The following is a 23,332-nucleotide window of genomic DNA, read 5'->3' as shown; positions in this document are numbered from 1 at the left end:
TCCAACGAGACAGCCCGAGCCGCGAAGAGTTCCCCATGCCCGTGATCGACCGCATCCGCGGTTTCGCCGACGAGATCGCCGCCTGGCGGCACGATCTCCAGGCGCATCCGGAGCTGCAATACGACGTGCACCGCACGGCGGGCTTCGTGGCCGACAAGCTGCGCGCCTTCGGCTGCGACGAGGTGGCGGAGGGGATCGGCCGCACGGGTGTGGTCGGCGTGATCCGCGGGCGCTCGCACGGCTCCAACCGGGCGATCGGCCTGCGGGCCGACATGGATGCCCTGCCGATCCAGGAGGTGCGCGACCTTCCCTACCGCTCGACCGTGCCGGGGAAGATGCATGCCTGCGGCCATGACGGGCACACCGCCATGCTGCTCGGCGCCGCCAAGTACCTCGCCGAGACCCGCGATTTCGACGGAAGCGCCGTCCTGATCTTCCAGCCCGCCGAGGAGGGCGGGGGAGGGGGCGAGGCCATGGTGAAGGACGGGATGATGGAGCGCTTCGGGGTCGAGGCGGTCTACGGCCTGCACAACATCCCGAACCAGGCGGTCGGCACCTTCGCGATCCGCCCCGGCCCGATCATGGCCTCGACCGACCGTTTCACCATCACCGTACAGGGCCGGGGCGGGCACGCCGCCCTGCCGCAGGCGGCCATCGACACCGTGCTGGTGGCGAGCCACATCGTCGTCGCCCTGCAATCGATCGTGTCCCGTTCCGTCGATCCGCTGGAATCCGCCGTGGTCTCGGTCTGCGCGGTCGATGCGGGGGAGGCCTTCAACGTGCTGCCGCAGAGCGCGGAGCTGCGCGGCACCATGCGGGCGCTGACGCCCCAGGTCCGTGCGCTCCTGCGAGAACGCCTCGAAGCCATCGCCCGCAACGTCGCAGCCGGCTTCGGAGCGCGCGCGGAGATCGATTTCGCAAGCGGTTATCCCGCCACGGAAAACCATCCCGCCGAGACCCATTTCATCGCGGACGTAGCAACGGCGATCGTGGGCGAGGACAAGGTCGACCGGGCCGTGGCGCCGATGATGGCGGCAGAGGATTTCTCCTACATGCTCGCGCATCGTCCGGGCGCTTACATCTTCATGGGCAACGGCCCCTCGGCGGGCCTCCACCACCCGGAATACGACTTCAACGACGAGGCCGCGCCCTACGGCGCCTCGCTTTGGGCACGCATCATCGAGACGGGCCTACCGGCCCATCGATGACGGGTTGACGCGGGCGCGCGCGCCGGGCTCCGGCCGTCGGGCCTTTTTTGCCGCGTTGCGGCCGACCGAAGACAACGGCGTCGGTCTGTCGTGATGCGAGGTGGTCTGCCACTTCGGCCTTTGATAAACGAATCGTTAACGGCCTCGTCATGTCCGAGACCGTGCGAGAGGTCCATGGCGCAGGATCACGACCCACTCTGGTACGACAGAGTCGAACCCGGCGAAGAGCCGAGTTTCGCGTTGAGGTCCGTAGCTTTCGTTTTCGTCGGCCTAGCAGGCTTGCGCGCTCTCCCGAGCGCCATCCGGAAGAAAACGAGGGATCCACTCTTTCGCTACTTGAAGTGGCCCGGAATCAAGCAAGGATAGGCAAGCCGCCCCCGGGGAGGGAACCGACGTAATCGTGGAACGTATGTCTCACATCATGGATCGCCCGCGAAAGCGACATCCTCGGCGCCTTCTCTCGGGAGCGATCGCCATCGACGGGACGCGACGTTGCGCCATTTCAGGCGACGATAGCCCCTCACAGGACGGTTACCTGACTGTGGGGCTTGTCGCGTGTACCGAGACCGGGAGACTCGATCGCAACGGTTCGAGAAAGATTCGTTCACGCTTGGCCCACATAATGGGCAGCAAGAAAGTCAGTCCCACCGGAACATCGAAGCTCGAAAGCCGGATTAACGGTGTCGATACGTTTCCGGAGCACGGAGAGATTTGATGGGTACCATCGGACTTTGGGGACTTTTTGCCGTCTTCGGAGCGATCTGCGGCTGGTACGTTTCGGTTGTCGGTTTCATCCTGACCGGACTTCTGGTGATACTCGCGATCGGTGCCGTCAATTTCCTGCTGAGCGGTCCGCTGACTGCGTTGATGCTGGTCGGTGCGTTTGTCGCGCTTCAGGTCGGCTACTTCGTGTCCGTCATTCTCACCGCCCTCGTCGGTCATTTCACCCGGCTGTCGACCAAAGATCCCCGGCAGGTCGAGGGCGACCTGCATATGAAGCACGATTAGCCGCCGGCCCTTCCGGGGCGCGCAGGCAATTCAGCAACCCCCGATTGTTCTGATCATGAGGTGGGGGCCCGTGAGAGAGGAGCATGTTGGGATGCTCCTCCGTTTGTACGTCTCAGGCATCGGCCGCTTTGCGGGCGAAGGCCCAGACCATCACCGGAAAATCCGGCTCGTTGGTGAGTGACCCGAAGAAGCCGCGCTTGCGCCACTTGCGGAAATTGCCGACCACGCAAGCGCGGTTGCCCCAGGCCTTCGTGGTGATGTCCTCGGCGGCGAAGCCGCATTCCTGCAGCAGATAGCTCAGCCCGTCCGGCGTCCAGCGGGAGCAGTCGATCGGCACGCGGTGGATGCGGACCAGGAAGGGCGTGGCGATCACGAGATGGCCACCGGGCTTCAGCATCGACCAGACGTTGCGGCCGGCGCGGTAAGGCCAAGGCAGGTGCTCGAACACCTGATCGGCGATGATGAGATCGTATTGCCGCGGCAGGGTCTCGGCGCAGATGTCGAACCCGGGATATTCGGTATTCTCGTAGCTTTTGAACGCGAAATCGCGCGTCCACTGGTTTCCGCCCGAGATCTCCAGCACGTCGAGGTTTTCGGGACCCAAGGACCGAATGAACGCGAAGCAGTCCTTGTACATCGCCGAGCGAAGCCAATCGGTCGTGTCGTACCCCGTGCGGCGCACGAGGACGCGCAACTTCTCCCACAGGGCGGGCCTCTGCCAGATCGCATCGAGGATGGCGGCGGTGATCATCGCACAATTATCCCTTGAAGCTGGACGCCCTCGGCCAAAAACATGGCCCCTTCGGCACGGGAGAGCGCGACGAGACGAAGACTCGAAGTTGTGCCCGACAGCCACGTCATCGGGGGCGATCCGCCTGATGGGGAGCCGTCATGGGCGCACGAGCCGCCGCATCGCCATCACATCCTGGCGGAGCCGGCGACCTTCGAGCAGGAGAAGCGCCACGAGGTAGCAGCCGACGCCGGCCGCCAGACCGATCAGGATGCGCAGGATATCGGCGGGTGCGGCTTGTACGATGAGGTAGCAGGCGAGGCCTGCGCAGATGCCGGCGAGCGTCGGGGCGAGGAGGCCGCGCAGCAGCGGTCCGACCGGCGACAGGCCGATCCGGCTCGGGGCGCACAGCATCAGACCGATGAAGAGCACCTGCGCGAGGCCGATGCCCCAGGCCACGCCGGTCGGTCCGATCCAGGGGCCGGCCGCCACCGCCGCCACGCGCGTGACGACGAGCAGCGCGGACAGCCGGAACACGGTCCAGCCGGCCCCCTTCGCGAGGAGGATGGCACCGCTCTGATGCGCGATGGCGTTGAGCACGTAGAACGGGATGAGGATGCTCATCAGCGTGGCCGCCTGAGACCAGGCCGGCCCGAGGATCAGATGGATCAGGCCCGGCACGGTGGCTGCCGTCAGGAAGGCAACGGGCGACAGAAGCAGCGCGAGGATGTGCACGAGCTTGGTATGAAGCTGCGCGATATGCGCATCGTCCTCGCGCAGGCTGTGGGCGTAGAGCGCAGCCCAGAGCGGACCGGATGCCGCCTCGCACAGGAAGCGCGGCACCTGGTTGGCGAAGGTGAAGGTGCCGAGGGCAGCCGCGCCGAAACTGCGCCCGAAGACGAGGTTCTCCATGAGCCGGCCCGAGAAATCCGCCAGCCGGCTGCAGACGAGGGAGCTGCCGGTGGAGACATGCGACTTCAGCGCTGACGGGCGGAAAACGAAGCTCGGCCGCACAAAGGCGGCGGCGTTGAGCACGATCGCTCGCACGAGGTAGGCGGTGACGTACTGCGCCGCCAGGCTCATGGCCCCCGCGCCTCTCATGGCGAGCGCCACCGCGACCGCAGCCCCGACGAGGTTGCCGCCGACATCCGCTCCGGAAATGACCACGAGGCGGCGCGCGCGGGTCAACCGCGCATAGGGCAGAACCGCCGCGGTCAGCAGGATGAAGCTGATCGAGAGGAGCGCCATCACGCTGGCGACTTCCGGCTCGTGCGAGAGTTGGGCCAGCACCAAGCCCCAGCAGGCGACAAGGGCCGCGAGCCCGACGCCCACCATCAGGATCAGCCAGAACGCCGTGGACCAGACCTCGCGCGACTGAGTCTGCTCCCGGGCCAGGGAGGCGCCGAGGCCGCCATCCGCGAGCGTCATGAAGAAGGCGACGGTGGGCAGGGCAAGTCCGTAGACGCCGAACTCGGCCGGGCCCAGGAGATGCGCCATCAGCGGCAGCATCAAGAGCTGCACGCCGATCTTGATCAGGTTCGCGCCTCCCCCCGCCAGGACGTTCACCGCGAGACGGCGCGTCTCACCCCGCGCGGGCACCTGGGCCACGGCGGCGAGTTCCGCCGTCGTCGTCCCATCCACCCCAGGCTGGGCTCCGGTCCCGAGCGGAAGCTTGGCGCCCGCATCCGATGGCACGTCGCCCTGCGATTCGGGTCCATCACCGCGACCGGAACGCTCGCTGTCTTCCCTCATATCGCGGCAGCCTCCATCGCGGGTCGCTTCTTGTTGGGCATCGCATCACGAATGTCTGCGCGACGGAGCCGACCATCAGAGTGCGTCGAATCGATCAGAAATTTTGCCATGCCTGGACAGCCGCCTCTAGGCGGAACACGGTATTTTTGGCACCGCAACAAAATGGATACACGTGTGGAAATACCGAGCGCCGCTGAAACACACAGGGAGGTGATCCGAACTGGCTTGCATGTCGAGTTCTATCGGCCAGCCATGTCTTGCATCATGCAGTAGTCTTACGGATAGTGCATCGCAAAATTCATGCACGGTCGCATCGATAAGCGGCCTTCTGTCCATCGGGCTCTGCGCGCAGGGCGAGACCGCCGCTACGGACGAGCCTCAAGGAGGCATCTTTGCAGGTAAGCGCGCCCGTAGCTCCCGCTTCGCTTCCGGCTGGCCGCGACCGAGGCGTCGCCCGGCCTCTGCGCGTCTTCGTGCATCTGGCGCGGGACAAGGACGCCGAGGCTTGGCGGCAAGCCTGGCAGGCGGGCACGCTCGTCGGCGTCAACGACGAGACACCCTACGGTTACGGGCGCGCCGAGCGGATGGGTTGTGCTCTTTCGTTCTCGCATGCGCATCCCGAAAACCCGGCCGAGAAATTTCTGCGGCTCGGCCTGCGGATCCTCACCGGCTTCGATCTGCTGCACGCGCTCCGCCAGGGCGAATCCCTGCGCGAGGCGGATGTCGTGTGGACGCACACGGAATCGCAGTATCTCGCGGTGGCGGCGGCTCTCGCTTTCCGCAAGAGACGGCCGAAGCTGCTCGGGCAGAGTGTCTGGCTGTTCGACCGCTGGAGCCGGATCTCGCCGCTCCACCGGCTGCTCTACCGTCGGCTGATCCGGCGGGTGGACGTGCTGACGGTGCTTTCCGCGGAAAATCGGGCCGTCGCCGCCGCCCTGTTCCCCGAGAAACCGGTCCGGTTCGTGCCCTTCGGCATCCCGGCCGAACGGGTCACGCCGCCGGTCCTGCGCACGGCGCGACCGCTGCGCATCCTGGCGCCCGGCAGCGACCGGCATCGCGACTGGGCGACCCTCGCCGCCGCGCTCGACGGCCTGCCGGAGGCCACGGCCACGATCCTGTCCGGGACGGCGCCGCGCGCGCTCGCCCGGGGCCGGCCGAACCTGCGCATCACGCGGGCCCGCTCCAATCCGGAACTCTCGGAGCATCTCTCTACGGCGAGCGTCGTCTGCGTGCCGCTCAAGCCGAACCTCCATGCCAGCGGCATCACGGTGGTCCAGGAGGCCGTGCTCGCCGGCGTGCCCGTCGTTGCGACGGCGACCGGCGGACTTGACGGCTATTTCGGGCCGGATGCGATCCGCTACGTGCCGCCGGGCGATCCCGAAGCCCTTCGCGCAGCCCTGCTCGACATCGCCGAGAATCCGGAAGCCGCCCGCACCCGGGCGCTCCGTGCCCAGGCCCACATGGCGGAGTCCGGGCTGGGAGCGGAGACTTTCATCCAACGCCACGTCGATATCAGCCGGGAGATGCTATCTTCATGATCACCCTGCCCAAGCCGCAAGCCGTCCTTCTCACGGCCCTCCTGGGCTCGTCGGTCCTACCCGCCTGCGCTGCGGAACCGACCCTCGACCTGTGCGGCTACAAGCCGGTCTTCACGGAGGATTTCGACAGCCTCAGCGTCGCCTCGCGGGTGCTCGGATCCGCGCGCTGGATCGCGCATACGCCCTGGAACGGGGATTTCGGCGATGCCCGTTTCGCCGACGACGCGCCGGCCGGCCCGTTCTCGATCGAGAACGGCGTTCTGCGCATCACCGCGCGCAGGGACGAGGCGGGGAAGTGGCGTTCGGGCCTGCTTGCGGCTTCGGACGGCACCGGCGCCGGCTTCGGCGTGCGCTACGGCTACTTCGAAGCCCGCATGCGCCTGCCGCCGGGTGCCGGCACGTGGCCCGCGTTCTGGCTCGGCACCAAGCGCCCGAACACCGACAAGACGCCCAGCATCGAGATCGACGTGATCGAGTATTACGGCCACGCGGATGCCGCCTACTCGGCGGCCCTGCATGTCTGGTACAAGGGCGCGGACGAGAAGCGCAGCACCCATACGGTGCACAAGGTCCCCGTGCCGTCAGGCTCGCTGCTCGACAGCTTCCACACCTACGGCGTGCGGGTCACGCCCGAGACGATCACCTACTACCTCGACCGCAAGCCGGTCTGGGAAAAGCCGACGCCGGCCGAACTCGACAAGCCGCTCTTTCCGCTCGTCAATCTCGCCCTGGGCTCGGGCTTCCCGATCGACCGGACGCCCAATCCCTCCGTGCTGTACGTGGATTACGTGCATGTCTACGCGCCCGATCCGGACGGGCAGGCCGCACGATGCCCCGCCGCGTCCCGTTGAGGCGGGCGCTTCGCCGCGCCATGATCCTTTCCCGATGAAGCGCGTTCCAGGATCCGGTCGGCACGACCGGATCCAGCCTCACACCGGAGCCGCGACCCGGCTCGTGGTCAGCGCCGGAAGCGCGCCGGCATAGGCGTCGAGCAGCGCATCGATCCAGCCCTCGGCGCTGTGGCCGAGATCGGCCGTCCGAGTGAAGGCGTTGCGGCTCATCCGCTCGGTCAGGGCATCGTCGGACGCGAGTCGTCCCATCGCCGCGGACAGTGCGTCCACCTCGCGCGGATCGCAGGCGAGCCCGGCCTCGCGGGCGACGATGTCGGCCGCGAGCAGCGCCTGATCGGTGAGGATCACCGGAAGCCCACTCCACAGCGCCTCCCCGGCGACGAGACCGTAGGGCTCCGGATAGCGCGAGGGCATCACCAGGGCACGTGCCCCGCGCACGAGTTGCGCGACGGTCTCGGCCGGCTGGCGGCCCGAGAAGCGCATCTCAGGATAGGCCTGCCGCAGCGTCTCGAGCAGCGGTCCATCACCGATCACGTGGAGCGGCACGCCGGCCTGCCGCGCCGCCGCGAGCGCGAGGTCCGGCCCCTTCTCCTCGTTAAGGCGGCCGACGAAGACGAATTCGCGGTTCTGCTCCGCCGCGATCCGATCGGCACTCCAGGGGCGGATCGGGTTCGGCAAGGTCCGGATCGCCCTGTCGGGCACCCCGCCGCGGACCAGCAGCGGCCGCATGGCCGCGTGGATCGCGAGGATTCCCGGGCCAACCGCGCCATAGCGCAGGATCCCCGCCTGCACGGTCTGCCGGGCGACGCGCCAGAGCTTGTGAGCATAGCTGCGTCGGTCGCATTGCGTGGTGAGGCACGCGAGCCCGAGCGGCACATGCGGGCAGGTCTCCCCCTGGCGGAAGAGAGCGTAGGCCCCGTTCGGGCAGGTGAGGAAGAAATCGTGCGCGCTCACGAACAGACGCTCACGCACCGGAGCCAGTGCCCGGAACACCGAAGGCGAGAGGATCTGGCTCCAGGTGTGGAGGTGATAGACCGTCTCGGGATCGTCGTGCTCGCGGATCACCGCGCCGAGCAGATCGAGGGTGCGCGGCTCGTAGAGGCCCCGCAGACCCGCCATGGCGCCCCCGTCGAGCAGCCGGGCGCCTCCGAGCGCATGCACGGGGATGCCCTCATCCGCCAGGGCCGGGTTCTCGCCGGAATCGCCCACCACCAGGCGGACCGGAAGACCTCGCCGACGCAGCAGCGACGCGCTGAGCAGGGCCAGCCCGGTGGCGCCCCCGAAGGCGAGGGACCGGTCGTTGATGACCACGACGCGGCTCGGCATCCGCCTGGACGCCGGTCGGGGGAGAACGGCCGCGCTCACGCCTGCGCCTCGCGGGAGGGTGACGCGCTCAACCCGGCTCCGACCTTCAGGGCTTCGGCGAGGACCGCGACATCGGCGGAAGCCGCCTCGACGATCTGCTGATGCCGGGGGCGATCGATCCCCTCCCGCATCGCAAGATCCGCGAGCGCCAGCACATCGTCCGTCGCATCGGAACCAGCCCGGCAGATGTAATCGCTCCGCCCGATCTGGGTCAGGAAGCTCGCCAGTTTCACATCCCACGAGAAGCCGATCTGCGGCACGGCATAGGAATAGGCGGCGATGTTGGCGTGCAGCCGGTGCGCCATCAGCAGGTCGAGGCCGGAGACGAAGGTCGCGAGTTCGGTCGGGTTGGCGAAGCGGGGAGCAAACTGGAGGCCCGCCGCGGAGTCGCCTTCCGCCAGGAGCGGATAGACGCGGCGCAGATAGGCTTCGTCCTCCGGGCTGCCGTTGGTGAAGACGTGGACGTGCCAGCCACGGGCGCGGCACCCGCGCACCAGCTCGACATACCATTGGGTTAGGCTGCGCTCGCTCGGCGATTCCTCGTCCGAATGGTAGCGAAGCGCCGTCGGATGGGTGAGGCCCAAGCCGATCAGGGGCCGGCCAGCCCCCGTGCGCTCCTGCGGGACGTGCCTGGCCACGAGCAGCCCCGGATCGTGCACCACCCGGGCGCGCGGCACGCCATGGGGTCCGAGCCGCCGATTCCAGATCTCGGCCGAGCGCGTATCGCGCACCGACGCGTAGGGCACCTGCGTGCCGGCAAACGCCCGCCGGAAGAGCGCGGCGCCGGTCTCGGACCAGTTGTCCGAAACGCCCACGGCGAAAACGGCGCTCGGGATACCGGCCGCCCGCAACTCCCCCCAGGCGGCATCGATCTTGAGCGGAAAGTTGAGATCCGCGTCGCTGAACAGGTTGCCGCCGCCGGTCACGGCCACGTCGATTCTCCCGAGCCGGGCCCGCCACGACGGCCGGATCCGCTGCAAGGACCGGCCGAGCAGAACGCGGGCGAGCCTGTGCCGCACGGGAGTCGGGCTACTCTGGAGAACGCCCAGGGCAACGCCGCGCAGACGACCGCCCGCCTCGTAGCGGTCGCGCCCGGCGAGATCGAAGGACTCGACCGTGAGGCCGGGGACAATGCGGACGAGCTCCGCCTCCAGGCACTCCGAGAGAAGGCCATCCCCCAGGTTGGGGCTGTACTTGACGTTGAACAAGCCGACGCGAAGTCCCTCCGGCCGCGAAGGCCGGACCGGGCTACTGTCGCACCGCGGCAAGGGCTGATGCAAAGACGGATCTCCTCGATTTACGAAGGGCGTCGGGCTCGTTGAGCACGACGCCGAGCACGCGGATATTGGCGGCGTGCAGCGAACGCCTGGCCTCCGTCAGCTGGTCGAGCGTGGTTCGATTCAGGGCGGCGACGAGGACGACGCCCGAGAGCAGGTCGCCGATCGCCTGGACGTCGGACGAGCGGCTGAGAGCCGGCAGGTCGAGGATCAGATCTCGGCGCCCGTCGAAGCGTGTCAGGGCCTCGCGCATGGGGCTGGCGCCGAGGAAGGTGTTGGGATGGGCGGTGCGCCCTTCGGCGGCAGCCGGCACGAAGCTGAGCGTCCCCGCCAGGGGCAGCTCCGGCAGATCCGCGCCCGACCGGTGCGCCCTCAGGAATTCGTCGAGCCCTGCCTCGGCCCTGGGCGCGAGACGCCGGCTGAGATCGGGGTTCTGGAGATCGGCATCGATGAGCACCACCCGGTCGCTCGAGGCCGCCAGCAGGCAGGCCAAGTTGACCGAGAGCGCGCTGCGGCCCTCGTCCGGCAGGCACGAGACGAAACCGACCGAGACCGGCTGGCCATCATTTCCCGCGGTGAACAGAACGGCCCGCAGGAGCCGGAGCGCCTGGGCGAAGTCGGAAGTCGGATGATCCAAGGCCGCGGTGTCCGGCAGCCTCGCCGCGCCGTGGCGCAGACGGGGCACGACGGCGAGGCAATCGACGCCGAGGGTCTGCCGGATCTGTCCGGGCGTGCGGACGACCCGGTCGAAGCTGTGCAGGACCGCGATGGCGCCGATCCCGCTGGCGATGCCGAAGAGCCCGGCCAGCAGCAGGATGAGCTTCGTCCGCGGATAGGCGGTGGTGAGCGGCTCCAGGGCCGCGCCGACGATGCGCGCGTCCGAGTCCGGGAACTGGACGTCCGGCTGAATCACACCACTGGCGACGGCCTCGTCCGCAGCCTTCTTCTCCGCCTGGATCGTGGCGATGCGCCCCTGCAGGAACTCGCTCCCGCGCTGATCGGAGGCGGCGCGGACCAGCACCTGATCGCGGATGTAGGAGGCCGCGATCCCGTTGGTGATCCGGGCGGCGTCGCGCGCCGTGAGGCCCCGGAAGGACACCTCCAGCACGTAGGACTGCCCGAGGCGGCGGACCTGTACCCGGTCCGAGAAGTTCTGGAAGGCGATCTCACGGGCGCGGGCCGCGGCCTCCTCGGGCGAGAGCGACGAGCCGCCTCCGAACGGCAGGAGCCTCCCCACCGCCCCGAGGATCCGTCCGATCATGCCCGGGCCCGCATCCGCATAGGCCGGATCCGCGTCGAGCTTCAGGGTGTCGAACACGTAGCGCAGGTTGCGCACGGAGCGGATGACCTGGAGCTGGCTCTCGGCCTGGGCGCTGTCGAGGGTGGGCGCGGTGGCCGCGGCCGCAGCCGCGGCGTCGGCCCCGGGCGGCAGGCGAAGGCGCGGCTCCAGCGCGATCTGGGCCGACGCGAGAAACTCCGGCTGAGCCGTGACCACATAGCCGACCGCCCCGGCGACGCAGACGAGGATCCAGACAAGCAGGCCGACGACGTTGCGTCGTACCGCCGCGATCAGATCGCCGATCAACGAACCCGCCGGCTCGTCGAACTCGGGAAGACGCGAATTCGCCAAGTCAAACTCCGGCACAGGACTCGTGCTGCCGGAACCGTCCGTGCGGAAGAGAGGCGCCGAGTAGTTCATAGGGACGCCGCCCGTTCAGGGGTCAGGCGCAGGCGGAGGAGGTCGAGCGCGGCGATCAGGTTGCCGAGAAGTCGGCCGCGACGATCCACATACGGCTCTGGCCGGATGGATTTGGTGAGGTTGGCCGCGATGTTGCGCGCGATCTGCCGAAGCACCTGAGCCGTCGTCATCGTGCTCTTGCGGTGCATGTAGACCGGGTTCATCACCTGCGAATAGCCGAGCTTGCGTCCGGAGACACGGCCGCCCTTTACGCCGAGATGGACGCCGACGGCGGTTCCGAGCTTGATCAGTCGACCGCCGCGCTGCGCCACCGCCGCACCGAAGTCGCGATCCTCGAGCCAGCCGTAGAGCACCAGCCGCTCGTCGAAGGTCAGTCCGGCGATGGTCGCGCAACGGAAGGCCATGTTGCAGCCGTAGGGGCTATACCCCTCGACCACCCAGTCGCTCGCGGCCGGATCATGGGCGGCGATGGCGGCCAGCGCCTCCTCCCGGGTCAGGCCGGGGCCGAGGATCCCGTCCGCCACCACGTGGCCGGTCACGCAGGCCAGCACCGGGTCCTTCTGGAAGGCGTCCACGACGGTCTCGATCCAACGCGGATGCGGGTAGAAATCGTCATCGAAGAACACGAGGAAATCGGTGCCCTCCGGGAGGGCCCGCAGGACGCCGTTGCGCTGCCGGGCCAGGCCCGGCTGCTCGTAGATCACGCGCACCCCCGGGCGGGCGGTCGCCGCCCCCACATCCTGCGGCCCCGTGCAGCAGACGATGATCGATTCCGGCGCCAGGGTCTGGAAGCGGAGATTGTCGATCATCGCGGCAAGCTGCTCCGGGCGGCCGCGGGTCGCGATGCCGACGCAGACGCGCGGGGTTGCCCCGCCGGTGCGAGGGGAAGGCGTGAGGGTCATCGTGAAGTCTCCGGCATTGCGCCAACGAAACGGCGCCACGTCACAGGCGCGCGATGAGGTCGAGATAGGCCTGGGCCGAGGCCCGCCAGGAAAAGGTCGCCGCGCGTTCCCGGCCGCGCCCGCGCAGGTCGGCCCGAAGCGTCGACGAGGCCAGAAGGGCCTGGAAATGCCCTTGCCAGGCCGCGGCGTCGTCCGGTCCCGCCAACAGGGCCGCACCGCCGCAGATCTCCGGAAGGCAGGTGCGATCGGAGGACACCACCGGGCAGCCCAGCGCCATCGCTTCGACCACCGGCAATCCGAACCCCTCCGCCCGGGACGGAAAGGCGAGGCAGAGCGCGTTCGCGTAGAGCCACGCCAGATCGTGGTCCGTGACGAAGCCGAGCCGGCGGATGTTGCGCGCCTCGACCATCTCCGTACGTGCGAAGATCGGTGCCGAGCCGCCCGCCACCACGAGGTCGAGTCCCAATCCGTCGAGCACTTCCGCCTGGCGAAGAATGAATGCCGCGTTCTTGTGGCGCGCGCGGCTGCCCAGCAGCAACACGAACGGCCGGTCCAGCGGCATCCGTTCCGGCAGGAACGAGGCTCCCGCATCCCAGCGCAGCGCGTGCTCGTGACCGTTGTGGATCACCGTGATGTCGCCCGGCTCGATCGCGAGATGCCTGGCCAGTTGCCGGGCGGAGTAATGCGAGACCGTGGTGACGATCGCACCCCGACGCGCCAGCCCCGGCAGAAGCAGACGATAGAGGGCGCGGAAGACAAAACTGTAACTGTCCGCCTCCACGAACACGTTCTCGTCGTGCATGCACACGATCTGACGCCGGGCCAGCAGCGGGCCCGTGTTGCACAGGTTGAGAATCGGCGCCTCTGCCCGGGCCGGGAGCACAGCCTGCTCCCAGGTATGGCCCGAGGCTCCTCCGGCGACCTGAGACTCGATCGCGCCGAAGGGCGGGAGGCCGGAGGTGACCGGCGGCAAAATCACGCTCGCGTGTTTTTCCTGCTGCACGAGCAGCCCGTCGATCTCGCGGACGATCTCCCGGGCGTAACGCTGCACCCCCGTCACGGGCTGCGTATAGAAACGACCATTGATGGAGAAGGCTGGTGCCGGAAGCTGCGTGGTCGAAGGTCTCACGAGTGTGCTGGCGGCGAACGGAGGCCCGGCGGCCTGGGCCATCGGCCCCTCCCTGAAGAAACGCGGACCGCGTCGTTTCGCCACAAACGAGGATTGCGGTGCGCCCATGACGGCAAGTTTCAATCCTCTTGGAAGAGTCCGCAACAGGGTCGGGCCGATCTAAGTAGATAGACTTGTACAGACTGCACACAAGAATGGCCTTGGATCGGGCCGACGGCGCTTGACCAGTCATCGGCGCGCCTCGGACAGGGGAGCCGACAGCCCGAGCGGCGCGTGCAAGCCGCGCTCCGGCCTGAGCCGCCGATCCCTGCGGAGGCTTGGCATATGCGTCGCCGCGATCAGGCCCAGTGCGGCGGAAGCAGCGATCCCGATATCGGGAATGGTGCCCGAGAGCTGGTACATGACGAGCACGGGCAGAAGACTGAGCTTGGTCACGGTCGCGAAGACAATGGCTTCAGGCGACGCCTCGCGGGGCGCCGCAACGATCATCTGGGTCACGAAGCCGAACATCAGCAGCGCACCGACGACACCGGTGCTGCCCAGAATGGACACCGCCCAGTTCGACACGCGGATCGAGCCGAGACCCGCACCAAGCCCCCCGGAATCGAGGAAGGCGTGCCAGCCGACCCGGGTCCACAGGCTGCGCTCGACATAGGAGGCCGAGGCCGTCTTCTGAAAGACCATCTTGTCGACCATCTGCACGATGGGATCGAAAAGGTCCGGCTTGATGACGAAGGCCGCGAAAACCCCGAGCGCCGCGAACGCGATCAACGTGAGTTCGAGCGTGACGTAGTCGCGGCGCAGGCTCTGCCGATTGAGCATCCGCACCATGAGGTCCATCCCGTAGACCGCTCCGAACACGGCGAAGCCGACATAGGCGGTGGAGGAGGTGGAGAGCAGGATCATCACGGTCAGCAGACCGATGGCCAGGGCCACCACCAACTGCTGCGTCCCTTTTCCGTAGATGTGCCGCATGAAGGTGAGCGCGGCGACCATGCCGACGCAGGCGGATCCGTAACTGGAGGCCTCGGGCATCAATCCGACGACCCGCTTGGCGCCCTCCGCCTCGACATCGGTCAGCATCGCGTAGGTCGCGGTGCGGAAGGGGTCGAGCACGGCCCCGATGCCGAGCGTGTAGGTGACGAGGTCGATCACGCCGGTCGCGATCAGCACGTAGGCGGCCACCAGCACGGCCTGCGCGTAGTGGTGGCGCGTTGCCTGCGTCGCACCGATCACCGCGAAGACGAGGGTCGTCGCGTATGACAGGGCCATGTAGCAGGTCTGCGTCATGTTGCCCGAGCTCGGTTTCAGGACGTCCGTACCGAAGCGGAAAGCCGAGACCGGGACGACTTCCATCATCCCCGAGAAGAGGCGCGGCAGCACCAGGGCACCGAAGGCGGCGTAGACGAGGAACGCCGAGAACAGGACGAGTCGCTGCGGATCGAGCGCGGCCTCAAGCCCCCGCAGGACGTTGCCGCGCTGGAGCAGAACCTTGCAGACCAACAGGGCGGCGCAGGCCGATTGGGGCAGCAGGTTCGCGCCGCCTCCGTCGCCCGGCAGCATCTGCAGCGAGCCGAGCGCGCCGCAGGCCATCAGCAGGTAGAGGAGCCCCGGGCCGCTCGAAAAGGTAGCCGCGAAGAGGAGCAGCCACAGGACGACAGCCGGCCAGCTCACGGGCGTGTCTCCCCTGGCATCGTGCCTGTGCCCGCCCCTCGCATCGGGCCACCCTCAGAAGTCGGTCGCCTGCGCGGCGGCGCGGGCATTGCCGTTGCTTGCAACCGGCGCGCCAGACGGTGCGGCCAGACGAGGACGCACGCGCACCACGTCGCCCGGCTGCAGCAGATCGTCCTCGCTCGCGGGCAGCGTCTCGGCCTTCCCGTCGCGACGGCGGAAGATGACGTATTCGGGCTTGGCGTAAGCCTCGCTGTTGGCAAGCACCGTCATCGGCGACCGCATCTCGGCCTGATAGAGCAGGTTGTTGGCGGCCTCGAGCTTCGCCTCCGTCTCGTTCAGCTTGATCCGGGTCTCGGCAGCCTCCTGCAACGCCGTGTTCCGGCGCTGGTCCCGCAGGTCGAGGATGTCACGATCGGCCTTCGAGATGTCCTGGCGCGCCCGGATCATCGCGATCTGCGCATCCAGCCGGTTCGATTCGAGCTGCGCGGTCGTCGCGGAGGCTTCCAGCTGACGCGGGATCGCCGACAATCCCCTCGTCACCAGGCTGGTGATGCGCTCAAGCTCCTTCTTCATGAGGTCGAGCTGCGTGGCCGTATTGGCGTCCTTGGCCGTCAGGGAGTTGATCTGCTCCCCAAGGAATTCCTTGTACTGCGTCAGGTTCGTGATCTGCGAGTTCACCGCGTTCTGCCGGGTGACCAGGGCCAAGCGCTCCTCCCTCAGGATCCGGGCGATCTCGGGCTCCTGGGCACGGACCTCCAGCTCGGCCGGGAAGGTCAGGGGGATGTCCTTGATCTCCGCGTCCAGCCGCGTCTGGCGGGCGATCAGGGCGAGGCGGGTCGCGCTCAGCTCCTTGATCTCGCCGCGTGACTGCACCGCATCCCGGACGAAGTTCAGGAGCACGTCGGTCGGGACCCGCTGAAGCCCCCCGGCGATGCTCACCGCCTGCAGGACGTTGAGATTGGGCCGGAACTCGTACTCGCCGGGCTTCTCGACGCTGCCCATGACGTAGAAGGGCCGGAACTTGACGATCTGCACCGAAGCGTCCGGCTTGGCGGCGAGGCCCGCCTTGGCCTGAAGCCGCGCCGCGAGGTCGGCGGCGATGTCGGTGGTGGTGCGCCCGCTCGCATCGATCTCGCCCACGACCGGAAGCGCCACCTTCCCGGAGGGGGCCACGGTGAACTCGCCGGTGAAGGCCTGCCACTGATAGGCCTCGCCGGTGCCGGCGCGCAGATCCGACACCTTGACCTGGAGCTGGTCCTGAGGGCCGAGCCGATAGCCATCCTCGGCCCTGAGGGGAGCGGCGGCGACGAGGAGGGAGAGAAAGGCCAGAGGCAGACGGAAGGGATAACGCATCACGCGAGCCTCATGCGTTGAAGGAAGTTCGGAAGAGGGCCCCGCCGAGCGGCGGGCCGGACCGGCGCAGGCCCGGGCAGAAGGATGATCAGCAGGCCGCTCAAGGTGCCGAGCCCCGCCATCATGAGAAGGAACGGGCCGCTCTTCGGGTAGGAGCTGCGCAGGGGCACGTTGGCGGGGCCGAGCAGGCGCACATCGGCATCGGGCATGCGTGCGTCGGGGATCGTCCCGAAGCGCACGCCCGCATCGGCGGCCAGGATCTGGCTGTAGAGGCCCTTCAGCCGGCTCTCCAGATAAACGCCGCGCCGCTGTTCGCGGGCAAGCACGCCCCGCAGGCGATGCGCGGCATAGGCGACCGCGATCGCATTGGCGACGCGGGCGGCCTGCGCCGCGCTCTGCGCCCGGTAGGAGATCTCGATCACGTAGGAGAGGCCGAGCCGGCGCGCTCTCACCCGATCGGCGAAGGCATAGAACGCCTCGATGTCGGCATCGGAAGGCTGGCTGTTTCTTTCGAGACGGTGGGCCTGCGCCGCGAGGAACGCCCACAGACCGTTGGGCCCGCTGCGGCTCTCCGGCGAATCCGCAAGATCGAGCATCTTGAACACGCGGTAGAGCAGCTGTTCCGAGCGCAGCACCCGCAGCTCCGTCTCGCATTGATCGCCGTCGACCGTGAACTGATGGAAGTGGCGCACGTCCTCGGGACCGTCGTTGACGATCAGGCGCGGCTGCAGCAGCACCTGGGTGCTGGCCACGAATTCGGGCGCGAGACGCTTCACGTAGAGGAGCCCGCCGGCGAGCCAGACCGATACCCAGACGGCCAGGAACGGCAGGTTCCGGCGCAGCAGGCGGAGCGTCTCCTTGAGCCCCCGCGTCGCGTCCGCGACCGGGCGATCCCCACCCCAGATCGGGCGGGAGGACGGCCGCTCAAACTGGCGGGTGATCCTCATCGCAGGTGCCCCTCCCTCCGCCGACGGCATCAGGCATAGGCCACTCGGCGGCTTCCGAACCGGAGCGGTTGCGCCAAATCCTCGAGCGCCTCCGTGGGCGGGCGCCGACCGTGAACCTGCGCCCAGGCCCCCGCGACGGCCTCGCGCATGCGCTGCTCGAAGCGCTCGGGATTGAACTGCCGCGCGTGCCGGACGATCTCGGCCGAATCGAGCGGCATACCCTCCAGGCGCTCGACCGCGTCGACGAGCGAGTCCATGCTCTGCTCCTCGAAGAAGGTGCCGGTGCGCCCGTCCACCACCGTCTCGGTCGCGCCGCCGCGATTGTAGGCGATGACCGGACGGCCGCTCGCCATGGCCTCGACGGGCACGATCCCGAAATCCTCCTCGCCCGGAAAGATCAGCCCGCGTGCCCGCGCGTAGTGATGGCGCAGTTGTTCGAAGGGCTGAGCGCCCAGCACCTGCACGGTCGGGCCGGCGAGCGCGCGCAGTTCCGCCAGCATCTCCCCGCCTCCGATCACCACCAGGCGGCGGCCGAGGGAGTTGAAGGTCTGTACGGCGATGTCCGGTCTCTTGTAGCGGACGAGTTCGCCGACCATCAGGTAGTAGTCGCCGACCTCCTCCGGACCGACGGGCGCGAAGGCGCCGACATCCACGGGCGGGTGCACGACGTCGGACTCGCGCCGGTAATAGCGGCGGATCCGAGAGGCCACGGTGCGGGAATTGGCGACGAAGTGGTCGACCCGCGCCGCCGAGCTCTCGTCCCAGGTGCGCAGGTAATGCGTCATGAGCGGCATCGCCGCCTTGGCCACGCGCCCGGCCGTGCGCCGGTAATCGTGGTACATGTTCCAGATGTAGCGCATCGGCGAGTGGCAGTAGCAGACATGCACCGCCCCTTCGGGCGGGATGATGCCCTTTGCGGGCCCGGACTCGCTGCTGATGATCAGATCGTATCCGCTGAGATCGAGCTGCTCCAAGGCGAGGGGCATCAGCGGCAGGTAGGATTTGTAGTTCCGCGCCGCGCGGGGCAGCTTCGCGATGAAAGAGGTCCGGATCCGGTGCCGGCGCAGATCCTCGGACAGGGCCTCGGGCACCACCACATGCGTGAAGATGTCGGCCTCCGGATACATCCGGCCGAGGGCTTCGAGGACCTTCTCGCCGCCCCGCATGCCGACGAGCCAGTAATGGATGATCGCAACGCGCATGATACTCCTCCGGCCTCGGCAATCGGGACGGTCCGACGCCTCGCGGCCCTCGCCCGCGAGGCGCGCGGCCATCCTACGGACCGCGACGCTCAGGGAGGGGACATCGAGCATCGGCCGGGCGCAGAACCCTGCCCCTGCCCGAAGGGCGCCTCAGCAAAAAACCGACGACGCCACTCCAGAGAGCCGCATCGCGCGCATCCCGATCGCGGTCAGTAGGCGCCCTTGACGAAGAACACGACCGGGATGGTCCGGAGGATGATCTTCAGATCGCTCAGGAAGCTCCAGGTCTCGACATACTGACGGTCGAGCCGGACACGCTCCGCGTAGGTCGTGTCGGAGCGGCCGCTCACCTGCCAGGCACCGGTCAGACCCGGGCGGACCGCGAAATAGGCCTGCGCCGCATCACCATACCGCTCGACCTCCTCCTCCACGATCGGACGCGGACCGACGACGCTCATCTCGCCGCGGAGGATGTTGATGAGCTGCGGCAGTTCGTCGAGGCTCGTCTTGCGCAGCACGCGGCCGATCGGCGTGACGCGCGGGTCATCCTTCAGCTTGCGCGTCCGGTTCCACTCGACCAGCGCATCCGGATTCTCGGCAAGATGGCGGGCGAGCACCTCCTGGCCATCGATGCGCATGGTGCGGAACTTGAGGCAGCCGAAGCTCGAACGCCCCCGACCGAGGCGGGCATGGCGGAAGAAGGGAGAGCCGCCATCGACGATCCAGATGGACAGCGCAACAAGGGCGAAGAGCGGCAGCAGGATCGCGAGGACCGAGAACGCGAGGCTGAAATCGAAGCTCCGCTTGAAAGCCCGGTCGACCGTTCGCCGCGCCGCGAAAGCGGTCCGGCTCGGAACGTTGGGGGCACCCCCCTTGAGACGCATGCCGAAGGCAAAGAGATTTGGATTCGACACTCAGTCCCCCTTTCGCCACAACCTTTAGTGGAGACATTTACCACACATTAACTCAGTGTTCCAGTTTGCAGCGCACAAGAAAAGCCAAAAAAATAGGCAAGCTGGCTTATTATTTCCCCCTTCGAGGCCAGCCACGAGAGCAATAGTGAACTTCCTGACGTAATTTCGTATTACGTAGGTAGAATCGAGCAGCACGGAACGTTCAGAAAATATGCACAATTTTGCTGCTCGTGGCGTGCTTGAGCTATTTTGCAACCAGTCGTAGAGATATTGTTCTCGGTCTCCGAGAAAACGCGCCTTCTCAGGTATTCATTCGAATCGGATCAAGATCTTTCGATGCAAGAATGCGAAACCGCTCATGGTGCGGCGCACCAAAACCAGCAGCCTCTCGTTGATGCGATCATCCGTTGAGCAAAGATCGGGAGACTACGCAGTTCAGTTTGACACTCCGCCGCCCACAACGGATTCGGGAACATCCGAAGACGCGCAAAAACCATTTTCATTCCGTTTTTGATCCTTGAAGAATCAAGTCACCCATTGCGGTAATTATGATCCGAGTACAAATTTTCCTTGCGCAAAAACTCGCTGATATCTGTCGATCCGGACATTGCGACCGGCATAGTTTGATTTCGCCTCCCGCGTTGGCAGTTCCCTCCCGTTGGACGCCTCGCGCGCAAGGATGGACTGTGTGGGACGCTTCCCGTGAACCCGCCGGCGAGCCTCCGGACCGCGGCCGAACCGGTTCGCGTCCCTCGCGCGGTCGGGTCGCGGAAACCGAGAGGCCAGGAAACTTTTCGGAGAGGAGCCAGAAGGCGCAGCTCGTTGCCGTGACGGCTGCGGGCGCGGGCGGACGGGGCCCTCTCGCGCAGCCAAACGGCGCCCACCTCAGCGAGCCGAGAAATCGCCACGAAGGCCGAGGTCTCGGCGCCTATCGGGCGGCCAACCCGGCCGACCGCCGGGGTGACGGCCCCTCCGATCGGATCCTCAGCGCCCCTCCCTCAAGCCTTTGCTGCGTCACGGTCTTTCGCGCCACCTCGGCATCCTCTCCAGGGCAAAGGGCACGCTCAAGGCATGATGAATGTTCAGTTATAAAATCGGACAATATTTGTCGTTAGTGATTCGAAATTCGTAATCCTCCTTCGCCTATTTATCGCGAGAAAATTCCCGAATAGATCGAAATTCACGTTTTATTATTTTGGATACATCCTGCTGTTCGCACGATCTTCTGATGATTGGGCAACGGCATGACGGCCCCGGCAGGATACAATCTGGTTTTTGCGGACGAGTTCAGCACCCTGAGCGTCTCGGCGAGCCGGACGGCGGATGCGAACTGGTACAGTGGTCAACCCTGGGGCGGCAGCTTCGGCGAGGCCCGCTTCGTGTCGGCCAGCGCGAGCAATTCGCCCTTCTCCATCGTCAAGCAGGGCGGGGAATCCGCTTTGCGCATCAACATGACCCGCGATGCCAGCGGCCAATTGCAGAGCGGTCTGATCTCCAACACCTTCCCGGACGGCACCAGCAAGACGCCGCAGGACGGAAACCCCTACGGCTATTACGAAGCCCGGATGTGGCTGCCCCAGGGAACCGGCATCTGGCCGGCCTTCTGGGGGATCGAGTCGGAGCGGCTCTCCGCGGACCGCGACCATGTCGTCGAAGTCGACGTGATGGAGAATTACGGAACCGCGATTCCGACGCAGTTCTCCAGCGTGGTGCATGACTGGAACTGGGCCGGGAAGACGCTCGAGGGCGAAACCAAGCAATATGCCCGCGCGACACCGGGGGCCGGGGTCGTCTCCTCGGGCTGGCACACCTACGGCGTCGAGATCACGCCCGAGCGGATGACGTTCTATTTCGACGACCGGGCCTATTGGTCGATCGCGACGCCCGCGACCCTCGACAGCAATCTGATGTTCATGATCAACCTCGCCGCAGGCGGCGGCTGGCCGATCGATCCCAACCTCAAGGACGTCTCGCTTTACGTCGACTATTTCCGGGCCTACGAGGCGCGCTCGGCCAGCGCACCCGTTCTTCCGGTCGTGACCGTGACGACCTCCGGCGGCACGACGAACAAGGCCACCCAGACCCTCACCGGCACCGTCGGCACCGCCTATGCCGGGACCACCGTCTCGATCCTCGACGGCGGAAAGGTGATCGGCACCACGACGGTCAAGTCCGATGGCAGCTGGAGCGCCAAGGTCACCCTCACCGGCGAGGGCACGCATACGCTGACGGCGAAGGACACGGACAGCAACGGCAAGACCGGCACCAGCAAGGCGGTGACGATCGTCCTCGACACCGTGGCTCCGGCCGCGCCGTTCCTCGAATTGGCGGGCTCGATCGGCAAGGCCGTGCCGAACCCGCTGGCCGCCGGCACGGCGGAGCCCGGCGCCACGGTGACGCTCTACGACGGCACGAAGGCGCTTGCGACGACCACGGCGAACGCGGTGACGGGGGTCTACAGCTTCGGAAACCTTCCCGCGCTCGCGGCGGGCACGCATGTTCTGACCGCCCGGGCGCAGGATGCCGCGGGCAACCTGGGCAAGGCCTCCCTCGCGCAGACGGTCGTGATCGCGGCCGACGGAACCCTGTCGTCGATGACGCGGGTTCACGCCGACGGCTCCAAGGACATCGACAAGACCGGCATCACCGGCCAGAACTACACGGACGAGCATCTCGTCTACGACACCAAGGGCAACCTGACCGCGATCAGCCGCGCCCATGCCGATGGCAGCCCCGCCTACGGCTACAGCTACGATCCGGCGACGGGCACGAAGATCACCGATCTCTACGACGCCGCGGGCACGCTCACGTCCCACGCGGTGGTCCAGGCCGATGGCAGCTCGGAGACGTTCAGCTATGCCCGCAGCGGCACCGGCGGCGCCTCGCTGCTTCGGGCGGAAACCGCACCGGACCTCTCTCTGGTGTCGCACGCCGTGGTGAAGGCCGATGGAAGCTCGAACACCGTCGCCTATGGCAGCAACGGCCTCGTCACGCAGACGCAGATCCATGCCGACAAGTCCAAAATCGTCGACAAGACCGGCATCACCGGCCAGAACTACACGGACGAGCATCTCGTCTACGACGCCAAGGGCAACCTGACCGCGATCAGCCGCGCCCATGCCGATGGCAGCCCCGCCTACGGCTACAGCTACGATCCGGCGACGGGCACGAAGATCACCGATCTCTACGACGCCGCGGGCACGCTCACGTCGCATGGGGTGGTCAAGGCCGATGGCAGCTCGGACACCGTGGCCTACGGAAGCAACGGCCTCGTCACGCAGACGCAGATCCATGCCGACAAGTCCAAGGACATCTATAAGAGCGGCATCACCGGCCAGAGTTACACGGCCGAGCACAGCGTCCTCGACGGCAGCGGCAAGGTCGTCCTCCTCGATCGGACGAATCTCGATCAGTCCCACTCACAGACGGCCTACAAAGCCGGCGTCACGCTCACGTCGACGGCGGGCGTGACGGATCTGTTCAAGAGTGCGGGCGGCGACACCTTCGTCTTCGCCGCCGGCTTCGGGAAGGACACGGTGACCGGATTCCAGAGCGGCGCCGAGACCGGACACGACCTGCTCGTGCTCGACGCGTCCCAGGCCGCCAGCTTCGCCGACCTGCAGGCGCGCCACCTGATCACCGCCTCGGGGAGCGACACGCTGATCAAGCTGAGCGCAACGGACACGATCCTGCTGAAGAACGTGAAGGCCGCCTCCCTGACGGCCGACGACTTCCACTTCCAGGATCACGGGCTGTTCCATGCCTGAGAGCCCCCGAGACCGG

At 67.2% G+C, this 23,332-nt stretch carries 17 protein-coding genes; 5 read left to right on the top strand and 12 right to left on the bottom strand.

Features of this window, described 5'->3' with window-relative positions; all coding sequences use genetic code 11:
* The first annotated feature begins 35 nt into the window (after positions 1-35).
* Positions 36-1,208, top strand: coding sequence for a M20 aminoacylase family protein (locus MFF21_RS16605; RefSeq protein ID WP_238312408.1), 1,173 nt, complete (start codon positions 36-38; stop codon positions 1,206-1,208).
* A 714-nt stretch (positions 1,209-1,922) separates the two neighbouring features.
* Positions 1,923-2,216, top strand: coding sequence for a hypothetical protein (locus MFF21_RS16600; RefSeq protein WP_238312407.1), 294 nt, complete (start codon positions 1,923-1,925; stop codon positions 2,214-2,216).
* Positions 2,217-2,328: 112 nt separating this feature from the next.
* Here the strand turns inward: MFF21_RS16600 and MFF21_RS16595 are convergent, their stop codons facing one another.
* Both MFF21_RS16595 and MFF21_RS16590 read right to left on the bottom strand, forming a co-directional pair.
* On the bottom strand, positions 2,329-2,967 hold the full coding sequence (locus MFF21_RS16595) for a class I SAM-dependent methyltransferase (RefSeq protein WP_238312406.1): 639 nt from the start codon (positions 2,965-2,967) through the stop codon (positions 2,329-2,331).
* Between the two features lie 138 nt (positions 2,968-3,105).
* On the bottom strand, positions 3,106-4,587 hold the full coding sequence (locus tag MFF21_RS16590; RefSeq protein ID WP_238312405.1) for an oligosaccharide flippase family protein: 1,482 nt from the start codon (positions 4,585-4,587) through the stop codon (positions 3,106-3,108).
* Between the two features lie 503 nt (positions 4,588-5,090).
* On the opposite strand from MFF21_RS16590, the gene MFF21_RS16585 reads away from it, so the two are divergent.
* Positions 5,091-6,236, top strand: a complete 1,146-nt coding sequence (locus tag MFF21_RS16585) for a glycosyltransferase family 4 protein (protein ID WP_238312404.1) — start codon at positions 5,091-5,093, stop codon at positions 6,234-6,236.
* Positions 6,233-7,087: a glycoside hydrolase family 16 protein gene (locus MFF21_RS16580; protein WP_238312403.1), complete on the top strand. Its 855-nt coding sequence runs from the start codon at positions 6,233-6,235 to the stop codon at positions 7,085-7,087. Before MFF21_RS16585 ends, MFF21_RS16580 begins: the two co-directional genes overlap by 4 nt.
* Before the next feature lie 78 nt (positions 7,088-7,165).
* Here the strand turns inward: MFF21_RS16580 and MFF21_RS16575 are convergent, their stop codons facing one another.
* From MFF21_RS16575 to MFF21_RS16530, 10 genes are all read right to left on the bottom strand, one after another.
* Positions 7,166-8,413 (bottom strand): glycosyltransferase family 4 protein, encoded by a 1,248-nt coding sequence (locus MFF21_RS16575; RefSeq protein ID WP_238312402.1) that lies wholly within the window; start codon positions 8,411-8,413, stop codon positions 7,166-7,168.
* A 35-nt stretch (positions 8,414-8,448) separates the two neighbouring features.
* Positions 8,449-9,660, bottom strand: coding sequence for a polysaccharide pyruvyl transferase family protein (locus MFF21_RS16570; protein ID WP_238312401.1), 1,212 nt, complete (start codon positions 9,658-9,660; stop codon positions 8,449-8,451).
* A 40-nt stretch (positions 9,661-9,700) separates the two neighbouring features.
* A complete protein-coding gene (locus tag MFF21_RS16565; protein ID WP_238312400.1) occupies positions 9,701-11,359 on the bottom strand; it encodes a nucleotide-binding protein in 1,659 nt (552 codons plus the stop codon).
* 65 nt (positions 11,360-11,424) lie between these two features.
* A complete protein-coding gene (locus MFF21_RS16560; protein ID WP_238312399.1) occupies positions 11,425-12,330 on the bottom strand; it encodes a glycosyltransferase family 2 protein in 906 nt (301 codons plus the stop codon).
* A 40-nt stretch (positions 12,331-12,370) separates the two neighbouring features.
* Positions 12,371-13,501, bottom strand: coding sequence for a glycosyltransferase family 4 protein (locus MFF21_RS16555; RefSeq protein WP_238312398.1), 1,131 nt, complete (start codon positions 13,499-13,501; stop codon positions 12,371-12,373).
* A 186-nt stretch (positions 13,502-13,687) separates the two neighbouring features.
* Positions 13,688-15,133, bottom strand: coding sequence for a hypothetical protein (locus MFF21_RS16550; protein ID WP_238312397.1), 1,446 nt, complete (start codon positions 15,131-15,133; stop codon positions 13,688-13,690).
* A gap of 54 nt (positions 15,134-15,187) precedes the next feature.
* Entirely contained in the window at positions 15,188-16,486 is a 1,299-nt protein-coding gene (locus tag MFF21_RS16545; protein WP_238312396.1) for a polysaccharide biosynthesis/export family protein, read from the bottom strand.
* A complete protein-coding gene (locus MFF21_RS16540) occupies positions 16,486-17,433 on the bottom strand; it encodes a GumC domain-containing protein (protein WP_238312395.1) in 948 nt (315 codons plus the stop codon). Before MFF21_RS16540 ends, MFF21_RS16545 begins: the two co-directional genes overlap by 1 nt.
* A gap of 29 nt (positions 17,434-17,462) precedes the next feature.
* Positions 17,463-18,635, bottom strand: coding sequence for a glycosyltransferase (locus MFF21_RS16535; RefSeq protein ID WP_238312394.1), 1,173 nt, complete (start codon positions 18,633-18,635; stop codon positions 17,463-17,465).
* Between the two features lie 209 nt (positions 18,636-18,844).
* Positions 18,845-19,549 (bottom strand): sugar transferase, encoded by a 705-nt coding sequence (locus tag MFF21_RS16530; protein ID WP_238312393.1) that lies wholly within the window; start codon positions 19,547-19,549, stop codon positions 18,845-18,847.
* 1,244 nt (positions 19,550-20,793) lie between these two features.
* On the opposite strand from MFF21_RS16530, the gene MFF21_RS16525 reads away from it, so the two are divergent.
* Positions 20,794-23,316: a glycoside hydrolase family 16 protein gene (locus MFF21_RS16525; protein WP_238312392.1), complete on the top strand. Its 2,523-nt coding sequence runs from the start codon at positions 20,794-20,796 to the stop codon at positions 23,314-23,316.
* Positions 23,317-23,332: the final 16 nt, after the last annotated feature.

It is taken from the genome of Methylobacterium organophilum, assembly GCF_022179465.1.
Classification (GTDB): Bacteria; Pseudomonadota; Alphaproteobacteria; order Rhizobiales; family Beijerinckiaceae; genus Methylobacterium; species Methylobacterium organophilum.
Note: the sequence above shows the minus strand (reverse complement) of the source record. Positions and strands in the feature narration are given on the sequence as shown.

Bases quoted from the DNA above. Each gene is read 5' to 3' on its own strand.
- MFF21_RS16600 (WP_238312407.1), top strand. From the start codon at position 1,923: ATGGGTACCATCGGACTTTGGGGACTTTTTGCCGTCTTCGGAGCGATC.
- MFF21_RS16525 (WP_238312392.1), top strand. From the start codon at position 20,794: ATGACGGCCCCGGCAGGATACAATCTGGTTTTTGCGGACGAGTTCAGC.
- MFF21_RS16540 (WP_238312395.1), bottom strand. From the start codon at position 17,433: ATGAGGATCACCCGCCAGTTTGAGCGGCCGTCCTCCCGCCCGATCTGG.
- MFF21_RS16605 (WP_238312408.1), top strand. From the start codon at position 36: ATGCCCGTGATCGACCGCATCCGCGGTTTCGCCGACGAGATCGCCGCC.
- MFF21_RS16545 (WP_238312396.1), bottom strand. From the start codon at position 16,486: ATGCGTTATCCCTTCCGTCTGCCTCTGGCCTTTCTCTCCCTCCTCGTC.
- MFF21_RS16580 (WP_238312403.1), top strand. From the start codon at position 6,233: ATGATCACCCTGCCCAAGCCGCAAGCCGTCCTTCTCACGGCCCTCCTG.
- MFF21_RS16575 (WP_238312402.1), bottom strand. From the start codon at position 8,413: ATGCCGAGCCGCGTCGTGGTCATCAACGACCGGTCCCTCGCCTTCGGG.
- MFF21_RS16560 (WP_238312399.1), bottom strand. From the start codon at position 12,330: ATGACCCTCACGCCTTCCCCTCGCACCGGCGGGGCAACCCCGCGCGTC.
- MFF21_RS16555 (WP_238312398.1), bottom strand. From the start codon at position 13,501: ATGGCCCAGGCCGCCGGGCCTCCGTTCGCCGCCAGCACACTCGTGAGA.
- MFF21_RS16535 (WP_238312394.1), bottom strand. From the start codon at position 18,635: ATGCGCGTTGCGATCATCCATTACTGGCTCGTCGGCATGCGGGGCGGC.
- MFF21_RS16595 (WP_238312406.1), bottom strand. From the start codon at position 2,967: ATGATCACCGCCGCCATCCTCGATGCGATCTGGCAGAGGCCCGCCCTG.